Source organism: Ancylothrix sp. D3o (assembly GCF_025370775.1).
GTDB lineage: Bacteria > Cyanobacteriota > Cyanobacteriia > Cyanobacteriales > Oscillatoriaceae > Ancylothrix.
In genome coordinates, this window is the sequence record NZ_JAMXEX010000004.1 from 273,696 (window position 1) to 293,540 (window position 19,845).

Annotated in this window: 17 protein-coding genes; 11 read left to right on the plus strand and 6 right to left on the minus strand. The window is 43.1% G+C overall.

The window, feature by feature from the left end; translation table 11 throughout:
* Positions 1 to 190: 190 nt before the first annotated feature.
* The 3 genes from NG798_RS10450 to NG798_RS10460 all read left to right on the plus strand — a co-directional run bounded on the left by NG798_RS10450 (position 191) and on the right by NG798_RS10460 (position 5,294).
* Positions 191 to 778 carry a Uma2 family endonuclease gene (locus tag NG798_RS10450; protein ID WP_261222453.1) on the plus strand — a complete coding sequence of 196 codons (588 nt, stop codon included), beginning with the start codon at positions 191 to 193 and terminating at the stop codon, positions 776 to 778.
* Between the two features lie 97 nt (positions 779 to 875).
* A complete protein-coding gene (locus NG798_RS10455) occupies positions 876 to 3,572 on the plus strand; it encodes a CHAT domain-containing protein (RefSeq protein WP_261222454.1) in 2,697 nt (898 codons plus the stop codon).
* A 60-nt stretch (positions 3,573 to 3,632) separates the two neighbouring features.
* Positions 3,633 to 5,294: a hypothetical protein gene (locus NG798_RS10460; protein WP_261222455.1), complete on the plus strand. Its 1,662-nt coding sequence runs from the start codon at positions 3,633 to 3,635 to the stop codon at positions 5,292 to 5,294.
* A gap of 61 nt (positions 5,295 to 5,355) precedes the next feature.
* Here NG798_RS10460 and NG798_RS10465 read toward each other — a convergent pair whose 3' ends face one another.
* The 4 genes from NG798_RS10465 to NG798_RS10480 all read right to left on the minus strand — a co-directional run bounded on the left by NG798_RS10465 (position 5,356) and on the right by NG798_RS10480 (position 9,873).
* A complete protein-coding gene (locus NG798_RS10465) occupies positions 5,356 to 5,571 on the minus strand; it encodes a photosystem II protein, Psb35-related (protein ID WP_261222625.1) in 216 nt (71 codons plus the stop codon).
* 211 nt (positions 5,572 to 5,782) lie between these two features.
* Positions 5,783 to 6,796 (minus strand): polysaccharide deacetylase family protein, encoded by a 1,014-nt coding sequence (locus tag NG798_RS10470; protein WP_261222456.1) that lies wholly within the window; start codon positions 6,794 to 6,796, stop codon positions 5,783 to 5,785.
* Between the two features lie 164 nt (positions 6,797 to 6,960).
* Positions 6,961 to 8,556 carry a bifunctional pantoate--beta-alanine ligase/(d)CMP kinase gene (locus NG798_RS10475; protein WP_261222457.1) on the minus strand — a complete coding sequence of 532 codons (1,596 nt, stop codon included), beginning with the start codon at positions 8,554 to 8,556 and terminating at the stop codon, positions 6,961 to 6,963.
* Positions 8,557 to 8,733: 177 nt separating this feature from the next.
* Complete coding sequence (locus tag NG798_RS10480; RefSeq protein WP_261222458.1) at positions 8,734 to 9,873, minus strand: septal ring lytic transglycosylase RlpA family protein; 1,140 nt, start codon at positions 9,871 to 9,873, stop codon at positions 8,734 to 8,736.
* A gap of 436 nt (positions 9,874 to 10,309) precedes the next feature.
* On the opposite strand from NG798_RS10480, the gene purM reads away from it, so the two are divergent.
* The 5 genes from purM (at position 10,310) to NG798_RS10505 (ending at position 14,244) form a co-directional block, all read left to right on the plus strand.
* Complete coding sequence (gene purM / locus NG798_RS10485) at positions 10,310 to 11,314, plus strand: phosphoribosylformylglycinamidine cyclo-ligase (RefSeq protein WP_261222459.1); 1,005 nt, start codon at positions 10,310 to 10,312, stop codon at positions 11,312 to 11,314.
* A 157-nt stretch (positions 11,315 to 11,471) separates the two neighbouring features.
* Positions 11,472 to 11,780: a nucleotidyltransferase domain-containing protein gene (locus tag NG798_RS10490; protein WP_261222460.1), complete on the plus strand. Its 309-nt coding sequence runs from the start codon at positions 11,472 to 11,474 to the stop codon at positions 11,778 to 11,780.
* Positions 11,777 to 12,169: a HEPN domain-containing protein gene (locus NG798_RS10495; protein ID WP_261222461.1), complete on the plus strand. Its 393-nt coding sequence runs from the start codon at positions 11,777 to 11,779 to the stop codon at positions 12,167 to 12,169. The genes NG798_RS10490 and NG798_RS10495 overlap by 4 nt, the downstream gene beginning before the upstream one ends.
* A 108-nt stretch (positions 12,170 to 12,277) precedes the next feature.
* On the plus strand, positions 12,278 to 13,105 hold the full coding sequence (locus tag NG798_RS10500; protein WP_261222462.1) for a PHP domain-containing protein: 828 nt from the start codon (positions 12,278 to 12,280) through the stop codon (positions 13,103 to 13,105).
* A gap of 854 nt (positions 13,106 to 13,959) precedes the next feature.
* Complete coding sequence (locus NG798_RS10505) at positions 13,960 to 14,244, plus strand: NfeD family protein (RefSeq protein WP_261222463.1); 285 nt, start codon at positions 13,960 to 13,962, stop codon at positions 14,242 to 14,244.
* 58 nt (positions 14,245 to 14,302) lie between these two features.
* Here NG798_RS10505 and NG798_RS10510 read toward each other — a convergent pair whose 3' ends face one another.
* On the minus strand, positions 14,303 to 14,704 hold the full coding sequence (locus NG798_RS10510) for a fasciclin domain-containing protein (RefSeq protein WP_261222464.1): 402 nt from the start codon (positions 14,702 to 14,704) through the stop codon (positions 14,303 to 14,305).
* A gap of 346 nt (positions 14,705 to 15,050) precedes the next feature.
* Between NG798_RS10510 and NG798_RS10515 the strand changes: the two genes are divergently transcribed.
* Complete coding sequence (locus tag NG798_RS10515; protein ID WP_261222465.1) at positions 15,051 to 15,584, plus strand: phosphate-starvation-inducible PsiE family protein; 534 nt, start codon at positions 15,051 to 15,053, stop codon at positions 15,582 to 15,584.
* A gap of 117 nt (positions 15,585 to 15,701) precedes the next feature.
* On the opposite strand, the gene NG798_RS10520 is transcribed toward NG798_RS10515, so the two are convergent.
* Positions 15,702 to 16,730 carry a DNA cytosine methyltransferase gene (locus NG798_RS10520; protein WP_261222466.1) on the minus strand — a complete coding sequence of 343 codons (1,029 nt, stop codon included), beginning with the start codon at positions 16,728 to 16,730 and terminating at the stop codon, positions 15,702 to 15,704.
* 368 nt (positions 16,731 to 17,098) lie between these two features.
* Between NG798_RS10520 and NG798_RS10525 the strand changes: the two genes are divergently transcribed.
* Together NG798_RS10525 and NG798_RS10530 are read left to right on the plus strand one after the other, a co-directional pair.
* Positions 17,099 to 17,920, plus strand: coding sequence for an RNA polymerase sigma factor (locus NG798_RS10525; protein WP_261222467.1), 822 nt, complete (start codon positions 17,099 to 17,101; stop codon positions 17,918 to 17,920).
* Positions 17,921 to 18,230: 310 nt separating this feature from the next.
* On the plus strand, positions 18,231 to 19,826 hold the full coding sequence (locus tag NG798_RS10530; protein ID WP_261222468.1) for a tetratricopeptide repeat protein: 1,596 nt from the start codon (positions 18,231 to 18,233) through the stop codon (positions 19,824 to 19,826).
* Positions 19,827 to 19,845: the final 19 nt, after the last annotated feature.

Consider the following 19,845-nt stretch of genomic DNA (forward strand, 5'->3'; position numbering starts at 1 on the left):
TGACAGGTTTTTCCAACCCCCGAAAGGGGGTTTTTTTCGTGTAGGCACCGGTTTTAACCGGTGACGAATGGCGGCGAATATTACCGGCACCCAATACCCATGACGAATACCGGCCACAAATACCGGCCACAATCTATTAATATAAAAACAAAGGTTTTTTATTTGGGGTAAAATTTTACCCTTTAAAACTATGACAACAACCTTTGAACAAAAACCATTAATGCTCAAACTCCATAAAAAACTAACGGATGATGAGTTTTTTGAGTTTTGCCAAACTAACCGCGATTGGCGAATTGAGAGAAGTGCATCAGGAGAAATTTTAATTATGCCACCAACAGGATTGGAAACCGGCGGACGTAATTTTGACTTAATTGGTCAGTTTTTTATCTGGGTAAAACGTGACGGCACCGGCAAAGGTTTTGACTCAAGTAGTGGCTTTACTTTACCTAATAATGCGGTGGTTTCTCCTGATGTTTCTTGGGTGAAGTTGGATAAATGGAACGCTTTAACTCCAGAAGAAAAAAAGAAATTTGCGCTAATTGTTCCTGATTTTGTGATTGAGTTAAAATCGCCTAGTGATAGCCTGAGTGATCTTAAAGAAAAGATGCAGCAATATATTGATAATGGTGTGTCTTTGGCTTGGTTAATTCATGCAGAAAAACGGCAGGTTTATGTTTATTCTGCGGGGGTGCCGGTGGTGGTTTTAAATGAGCCGGCTTCTGTGAGTGGTGAGCCGGTTTTGCCTGGGTTTGTTTTAGATTTACAAAGTATTTGGTAGTTAATGATGCCGGTTTGTGCCGGTGGTTGAATGGGGTGCCGGTGTGGTTTTTTGGGTTGTGGTAGGATGCGTCTAGCTGAGGATTGGTGAGACATAAATGGATAGAATACGGGAAGCGAAAAGGTTATTTTATTTAGGAAAGGAGCAGTGTGATAAAAGTCGGTTTCCAGAGGCAATCGCATCTTGGCAACAAGCATTAACGATTTTTAGGAAAATAGGAAATCGTCAGGGAGAGGCAAATTCCCTGGGAAGTCTCGGAAATGCCTACAACTCTTTAGGGCAATATCAGCAAGCCCTAGACTACCATCAGCAGTCTTTAACAATTGCGAGGGAAATAGGATATCGTCAGGGAGAGGCAAATTCTCTGGGAAATCTCGGAGTTGCCTACTATTCATTAGGGCAATTCCAAAAGGCGATCAACTACCACCAACAGTCTTTAGAAATTTCCCGAGAAATAGGATATCGTCAGGGAGAGGCAATTTCCCTGGGAAAGCTCGGAAATGCCTACTATTCATTAGGGCAATTCCCAAAGGCGATCGACTACCACCAACAGTCTTTAGAAATTAAACGAGAAATAGGATATCGTAAGGGAGAGGCAGCTTCCCTGGGAAATCTCGGAAGTGCCTACGATTCATTAGGGCAATATCAGCGAGCCATAGACTACCATCAGCAGTCTGTAGAAATTGCGCGGGAAATAGGATATCGTAAGGGAGAGGCAATTTGCCTGGGAAATCTCGGAAGTGCCTACAATTCATTAGGGCAATATCAGCGAGCCATAGAGTACCTTCAGCAGTCTGTAGAAATTGCGCGGGAAATAGGATATCGTAAGGGAGAGGCAATTTGCCTGGGAAGTCTCGGACGTGCCTACAATTCATTAGGGCAATATCAGAAAGCCATAGACTACCACCAACAGTATTTAGAAATTTCCCGAGAAATAGGAAATCGTCAGGGAGAGGCATTTTCCCTTAATAATCTCAGCGAAACTCTAAAAAAACTGAATCGATTTGCTGAAGCAGAAAAAAATTTATGGGAAGCCATTACAATTTGGGAAGAAATTAGAGGCGGGTTAGTTGATGACAGCCATAAAATCTCAATTTTTGAAACCCAAAAACAGGCTTATCAAAACTTACAAGAAGTATTAGTTGCTCAAGATAAATTTACCACAGCGTTAGAAATATCGGAAAGGGGGCGTACCCGTGCTTTTGTGGAATTGCTAAGACAGCGACTCACCACACCGGCAAATTTAGACAAAGCCGAAGAAAAAACCACTTATATCACCATTTCCGACATCCAAAAAGTAGCCAAAACCCAAAACGCTACCCTGATTGAATATTCGATAGTTTTTGGAGAAATCTATATCTGGGTAATTCAGCCCACCGGCGAAATAACTTTTCGTCAAGCCAACTTAAAACCCTTAGAAACCCTGGGCAAATCCCTTAATAATCTCGAAGAAATTATTTTAAAAGCCAGAGTTTCCCTCGGCATTGTAGAAAAAGACAATAACAACCAAACAATTACCTTAGAAAGCGAATTTATAAAAGACAAGCAAGATAATTTTCCCTTACTGCAACTGTTGTATAAAATTCTCATCGAACCCATAGCCGATCTTTTACCCAGCCATCCCGAAGCGCCGATAATTTTCATTCCCCACTATGCCCTCTTTTTAGTACCCTTTGCAGCCTTACAAAACCCCCAAGGGCGCTATTTCATCGAAGATCATACTCCCCTAATTTCTCCATCAATTCAAGTATTACAAATTACCCACGAAAAGCGAGTCAGAAACTTACAGAAAAAAGCCCTAGTAGTGGCGGAACCAACATTACATGAAAGCTTCCAAAAAGATCCCTATAAACTCAAACCTTATCCCTCTATGATAGAAGCGGGGGAAAGCATCGCCAGTATTTTAGACACTCAATCTATCACCGGCAATAATGCTACTAAAGTAGCTGTTATCAACCAAATGCTGGGAACGCGAATTCTGCACATTTTCGCTCACGGGCTTTTAGATGAATATCAAAACGAGGAAAATGCTAAACTAGGTATTCCTGGCACTATTGTTTTAGCCCCCGATGGAGAAGAGGATGGGGCTTTAAATGCCGCAGAAATCCTAAATTTAGAACTGAATTCCGAGATAGTTGTATTGGCTGCCTGTAGCACCGGCAAAGGTAAAATTACTGGTGATGGTATTGTAGGATTATCTCGCTGTTTCATTCTGGCAGGAGTTCCCAGTTTAATCGTTTCCCTCTGGAATATTGGCGCACCGGCAGCTAAGTTTTTGATGACAAAATTTTATCAAAATTTAAGCCAAGGAGAAAATCGGGCTGCTTCCTTGCGCCATGCTATGCTAGAAACTAAAAAGCGCTTTAGTTCGCCTAAAGCTTGGGCTGGGTTTACATTGATTGGTGAAAGCGATCCTTTAGAGTTAACCATCCAAAAAATACAGGAAGCATTACGCACTATGGCAAACCTTGATAACTGCACACCCGAAGAAATTGTTGATGCGTTTAGCCGGCTATTTGATACTTGTGATAACCAGTTTTTGAGTCAAATAACAGGTTTAGATATTCAAACCGATAGCATAGAAGAATTGGCAGAGAGAATCAAAAAGTGGTGCAAAACTCGTCCCAATGTAGAAGAAAATATCGAAAATGAAATCTACGAAGCTGGGGCAGCAGATGCGGATGAGGAAAAACCAGAAATCTTAGAGGAAATATTAAGAAGATGTCAGGAAAAATATCGCGCTAATGAAAATCGGCAAACTTCACAAAATTTGTCGTCAGATAATAAAGGATGAGGAAAATGGCGCAAATTCGCCACCAATTGAAATCGGTGGCGTATCTTTAACAACAAAATTATGACAACACCGGCACAAATTAAAAACCCCATTCTCACCCTCTACGCATTTCAGCTAAGAGATGCAGCAGACGAAGGCTATCAAAAACCCGCCCAAAATGCAGATGATGTGTGGGTAAATGTTGAGTTTGCCGCGAATAAACTATATTTTTCTGAATTGGAAAACCTACAGAATAAGCTAAAACTCAACAACCTAAACGAGTGGGAATATTCACTCCTGAAGGATGGCAAATCTTTAAAATTATCTCAACCAGAAAACCAGCCACTAAAAGGCTCATTTCGCGCACAAAAAGCACAAGATATTTACATTGCCGAATTAACCCTTTTTTGCAAAGACAAACAAACCCCAATTCCCACCGGCAACCTAACCGAATTCAACCCCGATAGCTGTTTATTACAACCTACTATAAAAGCCACCTTTGGGCAAACAATTTTGCTTTATGCAGAACCGGCAGTTTTTGATAATTACCGCAAACTTGCCGACACTTGCATTCAAGATTTAATTCAAAATCACATAACACAACTACCTCAATTTGTCAACGAGGGCGAACTCTTAGGCAGCCCGATTTTTGAGTACGATAACCGGCAATTAAACCCCCTACAAAACTGCCATATTTTAGTTTGGCTGAAACTCCACCCAGACACTTTAGCACTGGTAACAAAAGAATTTGATTCATACTTGCGAACTCTGCTACTCTACCGGCGCAAAGTATTGTATGCCTATTTCCAAGGGAGAAAACACTACGCAGAAGGGCAAAACATAGCCAAAATCCTAGAAAAAAAGATACCCGACTTTGACGCAATCACCCAAGAATCAGAACAAGAAAGCCGGTTGCAAAAATATCGAGAATTATTAAAAGAAATCCTCAAAGAAGGTTTTAATTACCGGCAATCCTTACGTTATTTGCAAGAATGCTACAACACCATCACGATCAACACTGACAATTTTGCAGAAAGTTTAAAAGATATTCAACGCTTAAAATTGCCCGATGATAATTTGGAATTGTGGGAAAGTTTTTTAGAGTTAGCCCAAAATAAGTACCAAAAGCAATTAGAAGCCGATATAAATTACCTAATGGCAGGGCAAAATTTATTTCAAGAAATGGTGGCGACAATTCGCGCTAATCTTGAGATTGAGCAAGTAGAAGCCGAGAGAAAAATTCAAGAAACTTTAATCCAACAGGTAACAGAAAGCCGCAATTTACAACACTCATTACTCGACTTGCAAACAGAAATTCAAAACAGCAGCAAACAAGACGCAGAGGACAACCGCGAGTTAAACGTTAAAATAGCGGTTGTCGGTGCAGGAATGGCAACTGCCGGTGTTGTTGCTACTAGCTATCCATTAATAAAAGCAGAACAACCATTATTACCACCTTGGCATCCAAACGCCCATAAATTCCATCCCTTTACCCAATCAATTTTATGGAGTTTGGTATTTGGTGGAATAGCAGCGGGAACGTTTTTACTACCTAGAAAAAAATTGAGTTTGGTATGGGGTTTAGTAGCAGTAGGATCATTTTTCCTCTTTATAAAAAAATCGAGTTTAGTATGGGGTTTAGTAGCAGCGGTAACGTTTTTCCTCTTTATAAAAGAATGGCAATTTAAACAAAACAAACAAAAAAAAGACTCCCAAAAAGGGGAGCCAAATAATAGAAAATAAGTATGTAGTTGGGCTTTAGCCCCAAAAACACCGGCATCCAAACCCAAACATCGCTAATAAATTAATTCACACCGGCAACATCAATCGGATAACCCGGCACCCGCTCACTATAGTCAATTTTCGTGCCAGTCACAGACTCCGCCAACGTCTCAAACTGATCAGAATCCCAATTACGGGCATGAATAGGCTTAGACTGCTCACCCCGGAAGTACGCTTGAGTGCCCAACACCGCCGCAGCGCCCCAACCGGCCACAATCAAACAACCCAAAATAATCATAGTAGCCATTTATTTTGCCTCTTAACATTTGTTTACCTTTATGTAAATAAATGTAACAAACTCTTGCCAAGCCCGTCAACCTGTAATAAATACGGTTAACCCCCCTAGCTTTGTAGGGGCAGTGCCAACAGTGACGCATTTGTCCCAGATATATACAGAGCCAAAAAAAACCCGGTTTCGCCTAGGAAACCGGGATTCAGCAAAAAACAAATTAACGATGTAAAGACCTTGGAACCGCTCTTGATGGCTCCACCGGCTTAACGGGCTTAGGTTTAACAGAAGTCGGCTTTGTAAACTTAGCCTTAGCTGCCGCCTCAGCCTTAAGCTCCTTATCCTTCAACTCCAACAACTCCGGCACCGTCACAAACGTATAACCCTGCTTTCTCAACTCAGCAATAATCACAGGTAACGCCCTCAAAGTTGTAGAACGCTCACCGCCGCCATCGTGCATCAAAACAATTCCCCCAGACTTCGCACTGCTGAGAACATTCTTAATAAGCTGTTCCTGCGAAGGCTGAGAAGACTCCTGAGAATCACTAGACCACATAGCCACCGTCATTTTTTGGGACTTAGCATAATCTGCCAAACCGTTCGTCAAAACCCCTCCCGGTGGCCGAAAGAAACTGGTTTTCGCGCCGGTGGTTTTATAAATCAGCGCCGCCGTATCCTCAATTTCCTTAGCAGCCGTTTCGGTACCTACATTGTGATAATGGTGATTCCAAGTATGATTTCCCAAAGCATGACCTTCCGCCACAACGCGACGGGCCATATCGGGATACAGTTGCAGATGCCGGCCAATCACAAAAAACGTACCCTTGACTTTATTCTTCTTCAAAACATCTAAAATTGGCGCTGTTCCCGGCCAAGGGCCATCATCAAAAGTCAAAGCAATAACCTTTTGCTTAGCGCTAAGTTTCACATCTTCAATAGTTTTCCCTGCAAAATGAGCCGGTGTCGCAAAAGTCAAACGCTTTTCCTTTTCCTTTTGCAGTTCAACCACAGTGCTTGTAAAACCATCCACCCGCTGCTGAACGGCAACTTGCACAGTAGGTGACTTCTCAAAAGCTTTAGTTTCTAGCTCCCAGAACGCCCGCTCCGGTAACTGTACATCTTCTAATAAAGTTGTATAAAGCGGAAACATAGCACCCATCACAAAACTGCCAATAGCAGCCCCAAGGCCAACAATAACTTTTTGTTGCCTTGCTAACGAATTGTTATATGCCACAAAACTAGCACTCCTCCCACTAATCGCTATGCACCGAATATACACCACCTTTATCCTTTAGTCGGGTGTCGCATATTACACTTCGTTAACAATCGCTAAAAACCCTCCTTTGACCAATGACAAATGACCAATGACAAATGACCAATGACTATAATGATTGCTAATCAACTGCGAGAAAGGTAACAATTAACAATCCTGTTCACCACTTCAGGAATTGTCAACCCATCCGTTACAATTTCAATAGCATCAGCCGCTTTCCGCAGAGGCGAAACAGAGCGCGTACTGTCTTTGCGATCTCGTTCTTTGATATCAGCTTCCAGCTTTTCTATTGTTATGGTTTCCTGATCTTGCTTTTGCAGATCCGTCAACCGCCGCCGTGCCCGTTCCTTTGCCGAAGCCGTCAAAAAAATCTTCAACTCTGCATCAGGAAAAACGTGCGTCCCAATATCCCGTCCTTCTGCAACTAAACCGCCTTTTTTTCCTATACTTTGTTGCTGTTTCACCAGCACTTGACGCACCGCCGACAACGCCGAAACCGCAGAAACATGAGCGGTTACTTCCAAAGAGCGGATCACTTGTGTAACATTCTCACCGTTAATAAAAATTTGACTAGGTGAACCAGAATCACCGGCCAGATTGTTATTTGGGCTGGCAAAGGTGATTTCACACCGGCTTACCAGTTCAGCAATAGCCGGTTCATCATTTAAAGGAATTTTTGATTGCAACACAAGCCAAGTTACCGCCCTATACATGGCGCCGGTGTCTAAATATAAAAGTCCCAAAGCTTTGGCAACCATACTGGCGACAGTAGATTTCCCGGCACCGGCAGGGCCATCAATAGCAACAATCGGCTGCCGGTTTTGCAACACTATATTATCTATTAAGCGCGTAGAACCAAGGCGGGCTGCCAGGGCTAACAGTCCGACCTCCTCAATTTTTTCTAAAGGCATCAGAGTAATAGGATCAACTAATTCAATATATTCGAGTTGAATTTGGGCAAACTTCATCAACTCGTTTTTCACAGATGCGATCATAGCAGACGCAGTGTGATCACCGGCCTTAAAACTTTGTTCAGCAGCAAGCAAGCTGCGGTATAGAGCCGGTGCAATGTCTTTTTCTTGATCAGATAAATATTTATTGCGAGAACTGCAAGCCAGCCCAGAGGGCTCTCGAATAATAGGACAAGGAACAATTTCCACAGGAATATTTAAATGCTCGACCATCCGCTGAATAATGGCAACTTGTTGAGCATCTTTTTGGCCAAAATAAGCACGGTCTGGCTGTACAAGATTAAATAACTTAGTGACGATGGTGGCGACGCCTTGAAAATGGCCCGGACGAAAGCGACCGCAGAGAACAGATGTCATTGAGGCCGGTGGGAAAACTTGGGTAAGCGGTTGGTTGGTTTCACCGGCCTTAGCAAGAGAGGAACTGAGGCCGAGTTCTTGGGGGGTGGGGGCAAAAATGATGTCTACACCGGCCTTTTCACAGAGTTGCCGGTCTTGTTCGAGAGTGCGGGGATATTTGTGGAAATCTTCCTTGGGGCCAAATTGTAAGGGATTGACAAAAATGCTGACAATGACAGTGCTGTTTTCTTGTTTGGCTCGCTCGATGAGGCTGAGATGACCGATATGCAGGGCTCCCATTGTGGGGACAAGGGCGATGCCGGTGGGCTGGATGCTGCCGGTTGTCAATGCAGCGGCGGTTCTTTGTTGTTTGATATAGCTGCGTAATGCTGCAACTGTGGTGTACAGGCGCACGCCTTCTCCCCCAAGTGTTCGTTTTTTGCCAGTCAGTATTGTAGCGTTTAGATCACTTGGGGGAAAATATTTTAACTGTATGCTTGCTCTGCCACCGGCTGGTTGATCGAGGTTTTCATTTGTAAGGCTAAGCCCAGCCTAGATTAAATTTGAAAGGTAGCAGAGCAAAGGCATAGATTAACGGTTTGGTAGAGCGAGTGAGTTTTGGGTGCCGAGAATTTCGACGCTCACCGGCGCGACTCCACTACCCATCATACCGATAGCTTGGGCTGCACCGGCAGAAAGGTCAATGATCCGATCACCAACATAAGGGCCACGATCATTGATCCGAACGATAACGGAGAGCCCGTTATCAAGGTTTGTGACTCTCACAAAAGTGCCAAAGGGTAATTCTTTATGAGCAGCGGTGAGGTCATTTTGGTTGAAAATTTCGCCAGAAGCGCTGGTATTGCCGTGAAAACCGGGGCCGTACCAGGAAGCCCAACCACTGATGCGGGAGAGTACCTGCGTGTTGGTGGAGGGTTGCTGGACGCTGTAGGAGACTTGATTGGTGTTGGTTTGATAGGGGTTGACGGCTGTTTGTTGTCGTGGCCGTCCGGGGATTTCGCTTATGGGTGGGGCGTCTGCTAGAAGCCGGCGCAGGCGGTTTGTGGCTTGGAGGGCGTCTTCTGCGCGGTTTAGGGTTGTGTCTGGGAGAATGGTTGCAGAGTCTATGGCGACTAGGTTTTGGTTGTTGATTTTGATGAGGTAGGTGTCGCCTTTTTCAGGAATGACGCTGATGCTGTTTAAGTCGAGGTTTTGGCGGCTAATTTTGTTGATTTCGGCGGCTATCTCGCTGGCTCGCCGGACGGGATCGTCGGATTGGCTTTGGTAGGCTTGGTTTTCGCCTTTAGGATTATTTGTGCCGGTATTCGAGGCTTTTGTTGCGGAATCTGTGTTTTGCAGCCCGTAGATGATTTGACGTTTCCCTGGTGGAGTGATCGATTGAGATTTGTTGAGGCTGTTTCCCAAAAAGGTCAGGACGGGGATGTTTCGGATGTAGAGTGTTGCTGCTTGCCTGCCTGTGAGGATGTGGGAGTGTATTTTGGCAATCTCGGCTTTTTCTGTTGGATTTTGGCTGTTTAATGCCGTTTTTACTGGTTTTTCGGTGGTTGTTGAGTTGGCTGCTTGCGGGTTGTTTGGTTTTTCGGTTTGAGGTGTTTTAGCCTCTTTGGTTTGGTTTTCTGTTTGGTTGGTTTCCGCGTGGGTGGCTGGTATCTGCCCGATGGCTGTTATCAGCATGGCGGCGGTTAGACTACTCCAGAGTTTATGTTTCATAAGGTTTTTTGTGAAGAGCTTTTGCATTCGGTACGCGAGTCGGCGCGAAGCGCTGGGTTTTGTTGGCATATTTGTCGCAAAGTTGTGTGTGATTTTTGCGCTTTGATGCACCGCAGTTTCTCGTACTTGTTCCGTGTTCGCTTTGAATGCGGGAACTGCAACAGATTAACACGAAGTTTTTGATTTGGGGATCAGCATATCCTCGACTTTGGCGGTAAGTTTACAGAATTTTTAAATTTGCTCTTTGGGCTTTTTTAGCTGAACCTGTTTGTTAATCAAGGTTTTAAGGATTTTTTTATTTTTTAAATCTTTAACAAATCTTTACAATTATTGGAGCCGGTTTGTGGGGTGGGGCGGTTGCTGGGGTTTGGGTTTACCAGGTGGGTGCAATGAGGGGTAAAATGCTTGCGGCAATAATGTTTTGAGGTTTTTAAGCATGGATTATCGGGAAGCCGGTGTTGATGTAGAGGCGGGTCGTGCGTTTGTGAATCAAATTCGCGGTTTAGTGAATAGCACTCACCGGCCTGGGGTGCTGGGGGGTTTGGGTGGTTTTAGTGGATTTTTTCAGATACCGGGGGGCTATAAAGAGCCGGTTTTGGTGTCGGGTACGGATGGGGTGGGGACTAAGTTAAAAGTTGCTCATCAGCTTGATCGGCATGATACAGTGGGGATTGATTTGGTAGCAATGTGTGTGAATGATGTTCTCACTTCGGGTGCCGAACCGTTGTTTTTTTTGGATTATTTGGCGACCGGCAAGTTAAATCAGGAGCAGTTGACGCAGGTTGTAGCGGGAATTGCGGAGGGGTGCCGGCAGGCGGGATGTGCTTTGCTGGGCGGTGAAACAGCGGAGATGCCTGGATTTTATGGGGCTGGGGAGTATGATTTGGCTGGGTTTTGTGTGGGAATTGGCGAGAAAAGTGAGTTATTGAATGGTTCTCAAGTGAGAGTTGGGGATGTAGCGGTTGGTTTGCCAAGTTCTGGAATACATAGCAATGGCTATAGTTTAGTTAGAAAAATTGTGAGTGATGGTAATTTTAATTGGGGAGATACGATTGATGGGTTAGGCGGTACTTTGGGAGATGTGTTTTTGACTCCAACTCGGATCTATGTGCGTGAGGTTTTGGAGGCGCGGAGGGCGTTGGAAATTCACGGGATGGCGCATATTACCGGCGGTGGTTTGCCGGAAAATTTGCCGCGTTGTTTGGGTGAGGGGCAGTCTATTCGGGTTGATGCCGGTAGTTGGGATGTACCGGCGGTGTTTCGTTGGTTGGCTGAGGTGGGTAATGTGAGTATGACGGATATGTATAATACGTTTAATATGGGGATTGGGTTTGTGTTGGTGGTGCCAAGAAATTTGGCGGATGAGGTTGTGGGCCGGTTTTCTTCTGCTTGGGTAATTGGTGAGGTTGTTGAGGGGAATGGGGAGTTGATTGGGTTGTAGGAAATTTGGGGGCGGCACCTCTGCATCGCCCCTAGATTAAGGGTGGAGTTAGTCGTAATTCTTATCGATTAACTCTTTTTTTGGTTTTGTCTAAACCTATCCTCACCGGCCTATAGAGTAAACTATAAATATCCCAGAAATTACTCAATTTAGTGTTATGAATTCCATTGCAGAAAAATGTAAAAACATCCTCAAAAATCACTACGGTGATAAACTTGCCGGGGTTATACTTTACGGATCATTTGCTCGCCATCAAGCAAGAGCAGATAGCGATATAGATTTGCTTGTCTTGCTTAAACAACCGTTTGATTATTTCAAAGAATTAAGGATGATTGTAGACATTCTTTATATCGTCCAATTGGAATCAGATTATTTAATTTCAGCTAAACCGGCATCAATTGATGAATTCGAGAATGGCGCTATCCAACTTTACCGAAACGCCAAAGAAGAAGGAGTTATGCTGTGACTAACTCCTACGAGTCTGAAATATCTGTTAACCTTGAACGAGCCGAAGAGTCAATCCAGGCAGCGAAAATATTAGCAGCGGCGGGATATTTTGATTTTGCTGCCTCCCGTGCTTACTACACAGCCTTTTATGCAGCAATCGCAGCAATTTTATCCCAAGGTTTGCGCTTTAAACAACATAGAAGCGTGATTAAAGCGATTCATAAAGACTTTGTAAAAACCGGAATTATTGAAAAAGAATATGGCAAAAATTTAAACTGGCTATTTGAATTGCGAAGCATCGGAGATTATGGGGAAAGTCGTCATGTTTTACCAGAGGAAGCGCAAGAAGCTATTGTGGCCGGTGAAGCTTTTTTAAATAAAATAAAAGAAATCCTTGGCAGAAGCTAACTCGAAACTATTGATTTCTGTGGAGAAAAACGGCAACCACCCAACCACCGGCCAAAAAAACCATCATAATAGATCCACAAACAGCCAATTTCCCCCAATTCTCACATTATGCTAGAACTCCACTGTCACACAACCTACTCCGACGGCACCCTCACCCCCACCGAACTTGTAAATAAAGCTGTGAAAGCGGGAGTAAAAGCCCTCGCCATCACCGATCACGACACCGTAGCCGGCTGGAATGACGCCTTCAACGCCGCCGCACCTCACAACCTAGAAATTGTACCCGGCCTCGAACTTAGTACCGTCCATAATGGGCGCTCACTACATATACTTGGATTTTACCCTGATGCCGAAAAAATCCGCGCCCCCCTCCACGAACGCCTGGAAGGGCGCAAACGCCGTGCTCAAGAAATGGCAGCAAAACTTGCAGAACTAGGCTATCCCATCGAATTACCAGAAATGCCGGCCAATATGGCACCCGGACGCCCTCACATCGCCTCAGCATTGGTAAAAGCCGGCCACGTTTCCTCCTCCCGTGAAGCGTTCGACCGCTGGCTAGGAGATGACGGCCCCGCGTACGTTCATTACGATAAATTCTCCATATCCGATGGAATAAACCTCTTAAAAAGTTGCGGTGCGGTGCCGGTTTGGGCACACCCTTATTTATTTCGCGGTGGTGACGTTGAAACCACCCTCAAAGAATTAGTAGAAGCCGGTTTGATGGGAGTTGAAGTTTATCACCCAAACCATACTCCTAGCCAAACAGAAAACCTCAAAAAATTGTGTCGAGAATATAACTTAATTATCACCGGCGGTAGCGATTATCACGGCCCCAATGCTGAGTTTAAAGCCAGCGAAGCCACTACTCTTAATATGCTGCATATTCCCTTGGAATTATTAGAGCCGGTGAAGCAAGCTGCCGCCACTTTAAAATAGCAAGAAGCCGCATATCTTCACAGCAAAAACCCGGTACCTTTTCGCTTAGAAGAAGACGACACCGGGTTTTTCGTTTATCGCTTCTTTCTCACACATTTCTGAGTGAAAACAAAAGAAACCAAACTCCCCCCTTAATTCCCCGTTAAATGGCTATCTAGTTAACAAAAATTTTCCGTACTTTGTCTAGTCAAAAGCAGATTTTCTGTGCTGGGGAAGAAAACACCAGCAAAGACGCTAAACACCGATAAAATGCCAGACCGGCAGACAGCAGGCATAAACCCGATCAAAATCACAGCTATTTGTTGACAACAATCACATCAAACCTTTATTATCCTCACAGAAAACTAATCACAAAAGCCCTACAATATTTGCAAAGCATAAAAACTGGGTATGCTTGTCAGGAGTTCTGCAATTATGACTACTACCAAAAACCCCAAACTGCAACAAAACCCTTTTCACACCTACCGTGACCCCCACACTGGCCGCTGGGTCGTTATTAAAACACAAGAGGCCCTTTTAAAATGTCACTTAAACCCCAAGCCGGTGTGAGTTACCCCCAGGGTATCACACCCCTCAAAAAGCCTGCAATGAACCTCTTTAAATTTTTAAGCTATTCACCCCCCCTAACCGGCCAGTTAGGGGTTTTTTTTTAAACCAATTTGTCAACTGTCTACTTTTTCTTCTCTTCAAACCGTTACCAGTTGTAGGGTTTCACCCCGCAAATCAAACCACCCCAGATAGTGAGATACCGGCCGGTCTAGGAACTCCAGAACCATCATAAAGTTAAATTGTAGGGATAAAAAAACCCATAGCAATTAACTTTAATTTTCTGCATAGTAAGGTGGTGTTAGGATATGTTTCACTTTATAAGCCATTTATTTTCAGTTTCTCCTTATTGCTCAAATCCCAACTGCCATAGAACAAAACTTAGAGTCCGCGAAGAACTCGGAGATCACGAAGAAATTGCTATTGTTGATGAAACAATCCTGGGCCCTAGTAAAAAAGGAAGAGTGAGATTTCAAGGAACCTGGTGGCCGGCACGTTGCGAAACAGAAATTGTTTTAGAACCAGGCCAAAAAGTTCGAGTAATCGGCATACAGCGCATTACCTTAATTGTTGAACCGCTGTGGATGATGTAAAGAAGCTTAATAAAAAACCCGGTCATTGATTAAAACCGGGTTTTTTTACATTCTGCATTTAACCCATTAAAATTACATTGTCTATCACATGAATAACCCCATTATCAGCTTCGATATCTCCCGCAACAACCGTAGCATTTTTCACTTCAAAACCATCAGAACAATCAATTGGAATCGGTGCACCTTCAATCGAAGTCACCACACCCAACTTTTCTAAATCCGCCTTCATTAATTTACCGGCGACAACATGATAAGTCAAAATTCTCGTAAGTTGGGGAATATTTTGTACCAGCGTTTGTATAGTTCCGGGGGGAAGCTTTGCAAAAGCATCATCTGTTGGCGCAAAAACCGTAAACGGGCCCGGACTTTTCAGCGTTTCCACCAAACCGGCAGCTTGAACAGCAGTAACAAGCGTCTTAAACGAGTCGGAACTCACCGCAATATCCACAATATCAGCCATGCGTTTCTCTGGACTTCTCAAAAAAAACCATGATCGTATCCTAAGCTAATTCCGCGTAATAATTAGCACCGGCATCAAAAATCGCTACTTAATTAGTGTAATACTTACATTGTATTTATTAACTATTTCTATTGAAATTTGGAGTTTTCCCGTCATAATACCTTGCACTTATATCTTAAAAAGGTAAGCTCAGCCAAACCATATCGCCCTAGAAAAAGCCTTAAACCTTACCCATGCTACGAAATTAAATAATCCATTCAATATAAAAAGCTAATCATTTTTAGGTTTTTTTATAAGTAAAACTAAGATAAAGTAGAACGGTAAACAAAGGCCAGAGGTGCTAGAAATGGACAACTTAGAACAACCACCCGTTAACCGTGCCGAAAAATGGTTAACTCGCTTTTGGGTAATTCCAATTCTCGAAACCATCCAAGACTTAATCGTAATTTCCCTATGTATTGGCTTATTTTGCTTCATGGTTCTACAGCTTCGAGAAATGTTTTTCTCCCTGCTTCCGCCATTAAACTTTAAAGAAGTCACAGCCGATATTTTATTTCTCTTGATTCTAGTTGAACTGTTTCGCCTTTTGATTCTTTACTTACAAGAACAGCGCATTTCTATTGGTGTTGCTGTGGAAGTTTCTATCGTGTCTGTTTTGCGAGAAGTTATTGTCCGAGGAGTCTTAGAAACAGCATGGGTGCAAATATTATCCACCGGTGCCTTTTTACTTGTTTTAGCCGCAATTCTCCTTGTTCGCGCTTGGATACCTCCAACCTTTGAAGGAGTAGATCCAGAACGCCGCATCGTCCAACGCTACAAAGAAAAGCAACTCAAAGAGACTTTTGATAGTCAAATATACGCCGACAAAAACGGTCATTAAACTTTTGGCCAAAATTACTTTTCTATATCTGCGTTTATCCGCGTTTATCTGCGGTTTATATTTTAACCGCATCCTGTAGCAGATGAACGCAGATAGAAATTGATTGTAATTGAGGGTTTAAGGGTTTTTTTCTAAAGCTTCTTTCAGAGAGTTGCCAATAGCTAATGCTAATAACGGCGGTACTGCGTTTCCTACTTGCCGGTATTGTGCTGTTGTTGTTCCTAAAAATTTATACCAATCAGGAAACGACTGCAAACGCGCCGCTTCTCTGACTGTAATATGGCGGGGAAAATAAGGATGAATATGTGGTCTACCCCCACCCCCAGCGGAACCTACTAACACTGTGCGTGAGGGTTTTTCAGGATTAATTCTATCGCTATGATCTATTTTATCTCGGCTTCCTGGGGCTAGTTTTTCATACCTTTCTCTCACTCTATCGCCATGAATTCTAATCTCGTGATTTGGTAAATTTTCGACATCTTCTAAGGCTAACTTTGCTGGTATCCAGTTTGCTGAGTCTGGGTGTGTGGGTGGCGGAAAATTAAATATTTTTTCTTGCCGAAACCCTACGACAAATACCCGTTTACGAATTTGCGGTACTCCATAATTTGCGGCATTTAATACTTGCGGCTGTTGGATAAAATAGCCGGTTTTTTCTTGAAAATATGAAAGTAATTTCTGCCAATCTTTGCCTTTATTTAAGGTTAATAAACCAGGCACATTTTCAAAAATAAAGGCTGCCGGTTGTAATTCATTCACCAAGCGGATATATTCAAAAACTAGCTGTCCCCGTGCATCCGAAAAGGAACCCCGCTGTCCTAAAATACTGAAGGCTTGACAGGGGGGCCCGCCGGCCAACAGGGTAATCGAATTTTCTTTGATTTTGTCTTTAATTTCTGCGCCGGTTACAGTGCGGATATCTTTGGTTTCGGCTATACAATGAGGAAAATTGTAAGCAATGGTATGGCAATAAGAGGTTACAGTATCGTTAGCATATTTAATATCAAAGCCGGCCCAAGATAACCCTAAATCTAAGCCACCACCTCCCGAAAATAAAGAAACAGCAATTGCTTTATTTTTTTCTTCTAAAGGCCGAAGCAAATTATTTAATAAAAACAAATATTCATTCATAAATTCACCAATCAAAATCTAGTCTTACCGAAAAAACAGGCGTTTCTAAGCGTTTGTCCTAATTACTTTAACTATGTCACCTTGGATCTATGAACCCAAGCAGCTTTGTTAAAGGGAAAGCTTTGTTGTTACAAATTGACAAGGAGGTGCTAAAAAAGCCGGAATGTATCTCAGCTTACACCGAGTTAGTCGAGGCTTCCACACTACACTTTTGGTTTTGATCAAACCCCTACAAAATTAGGATTAAGGGGGGTATTTCTTAATTGTCAGAGTTTATTGATTTTTTTAATAAAAATTAACCTTTATTGTATTGTTAAGCTTGCTTATATAAGACATAATCTTATCAGCAAAAATTATTATATTATCCATTATAATAAATGTAAATGGAAAACAATGGCAATGGAAATCTAAAAATCAGGTCATCTTTTCAATCAGTGGCTGCATCAACTTTGTGGGATGAAACAGAAAATAAAAATGCAAGTTTTTGGCAAGAATGGCAGACGCATCAAGATTATCTTTCCCATTGCTGTCTCAAGTGGATGAACTCAAACCCAATTGATGCCGAAGAAGTATTGAGTCAGGCAATGCTTAAAGCCTGGAATGAATGGCAAAACTATGGAAGTCAAATTAAATGTCCTAAAGCTTGGTTAACTCAAATTGTCCATAATTTTTGCATAAATTTGCATCGAAAACAAAAACGAGAAACATTAATAATTGAAAACATAGACGAGATTAAATTTGAAGATTATTCAGCACTTTATTCTAACTTAGGATTTACTGAACCTAATCTTATAGACCTGGAATTGCAGGCATATATCTACCATAAAATTGACTGCTTGCCTCCGACACTCCGCGAGACTTTTGTCTTATACCACTGCCAAAATAAATCTTATCAAGATATTGCCAAGCTCTTTCCATTCTCTGAAGAAAACGTCCGCAAATGCGTGAGAAAAGCCGGACGTATTCTGCGAAGGCATTTAATCAAATATCTGGCCGGTGAAGATAAGACTTCTTTAAATTGTTCCTCGCCCGCCTTAAAGTTGGTAATTCCTTTGCCAGAAAAGTCACAACCCGAATGCAATTGGGAATCACTAATTCCCCCAAAAAGCCAGGATGAAGAAATTAGCTATCAAGTCACCGTACTATGTCAGGAAAGCTTATCACATTACTTGTACAGTTCCTTCAATTCTCTAGCCTGGAGATGAAAGTGGCTGGAGTCATACAAATTGGAACCCCCCCAGCCCTGCTTATTAAGGCGGGAAATTCCACCCCCCTAACCCCCCCCTAGCCCCCCCTTGACAAGGGGGGGCTAGGGGGGGTGCATTATTTGCTGACTAAGAATGCAATAGCTCCAGACTTCCAGTCTGAGGGCAATTTGCACATTTGGGATACTCCCTATTGGATTTTCTTTGATAAGAATTAATCTTTTATAGCTTGTTCAGTTTGAGTAACCAAGACATAATCTGATCAACGTTAATTATTCTATTTCCCCTTATCTATAAGCCAGTCTAAATTATGTCTGGACACTTTACAACATCATTGGTGCAGTTCTGTCAATCCTCTGGGCTGGAGATGAATGTTCACTTTTTCTTAGAAGAAAAGCCGGCTAGACAAGAGCAGAAATTGAACACTTTAAGTAAGTATGTCCAGAAATATCCCCAAGGATGGAAAAAAAGGTTAGAACTAGCTAATTTGCTTTACCAGATGGGAAACTGGCACCAAGCCGTTGCAGAATATCATCAAGTGATTGAGCGACAACCAAAATTAATGGGTGTGCGGCTGCAACTGGGGAAAATCTTGCAGATAATGAAACGAGAAAAAGAGGCAATAGAAGTCTATGAAAAAGCCTTATTTTGTTACGAAAACGAAGCAACTCAGCATCATATCAAGGGATTGATTGCAGTTTGTCGGGGTGAGAGTGACAAAGCAATTATTGCCTTTAATTTAGCAACTCATTTAGAACCTGAAATAGTCGTTCACTGGCTGGCTTTGGCACAGGTGTATCAGCAGATAGAAAATCATCTTGGCGTGCTCAGTGCTGTGGAGCAAATTTTGGCAATTAACCCAGATGATATTGTGGCGTTGATTTACAGCCATGATGCGAATCTGGCGGTGGGGGATATGAGCGCCGCAACAGAGCAGTTGAGCAAGCTTATAGCTCTATTTCCCAATGATTTTAGGGTAATGCAAAGACAAATCGAGCAACGTCTTCAGATGAGGTTAGTTTCTGCCACAGAGGGGAAACTAACGAAAAGTATGATTACCTCTTTACTACGGCAAACTCCTCATGGGGCTGAGGCTCACAATTCTCTGGGCTATTATCACATCTTCCGAGGCGATTGGCGGCAAGGTGTGGAGGTGTTAGCAGAGTTTACCACCGAACACCCCAATCATCCTTATGGTTGGTATTACTATGGCCGGTGCTTATACGACACGGGAGAATATCAAAAAGCAGCACAGATGATGGCGAATGCTTATCAACTGTATCCCGATAATTGTGAAATTTATCGCGTATTATGTGAAATTTTACCGGCTGCCAAACGCTGGGAAGAATTGCGTTTTGTGGTAGAACAGATGCTGAAACGATTTCCTGAACGTTGGAGTGTTTGGGCGACTGCGGGGCGGGTGTTGGTGGAACATTTCAAAGAAATTGAACGAGGATGTAAAGTTTCTGTTCAGGCGACAAAACTTCAGCCGCAGTTAGCTGATGCTTGGTTTCGTCATGGGCGGGTGTTGGCTTTGGCGCTTAAACATCAAGAAGCGGTGGAGGCGTTGGAGAAAGGATGGAAGTTGTTACCAGCGGGAATTTCTCTGCAATTCGTGCCGACGGCGTTGTGGCTGGCGGAGAGTTACCAGGTGCTGGGGGATGTTGGGGCTAGTCAGCGGTGGTGGAAAGTTGCCGGTGAGGGATGTCAGGAATTGAGAACGTTTAACCCGGCTATGGCTGATTACTGGTTAGGGAGAGTCTTGGTGGGGTTGAGGGATAGGTTGGGGGCGGTACAGGCTTATGAAAGTGCTTTGAGTCAGCAGTTGTTGTATCCAGCGCGTGGGGAGGTTGAGAAGAGTTTGCTGCGGTTGAAGGGTAAGAGGGGGAAGGGTTCTAGGGGTTGAGTGTGGATTTTTGGAGAGA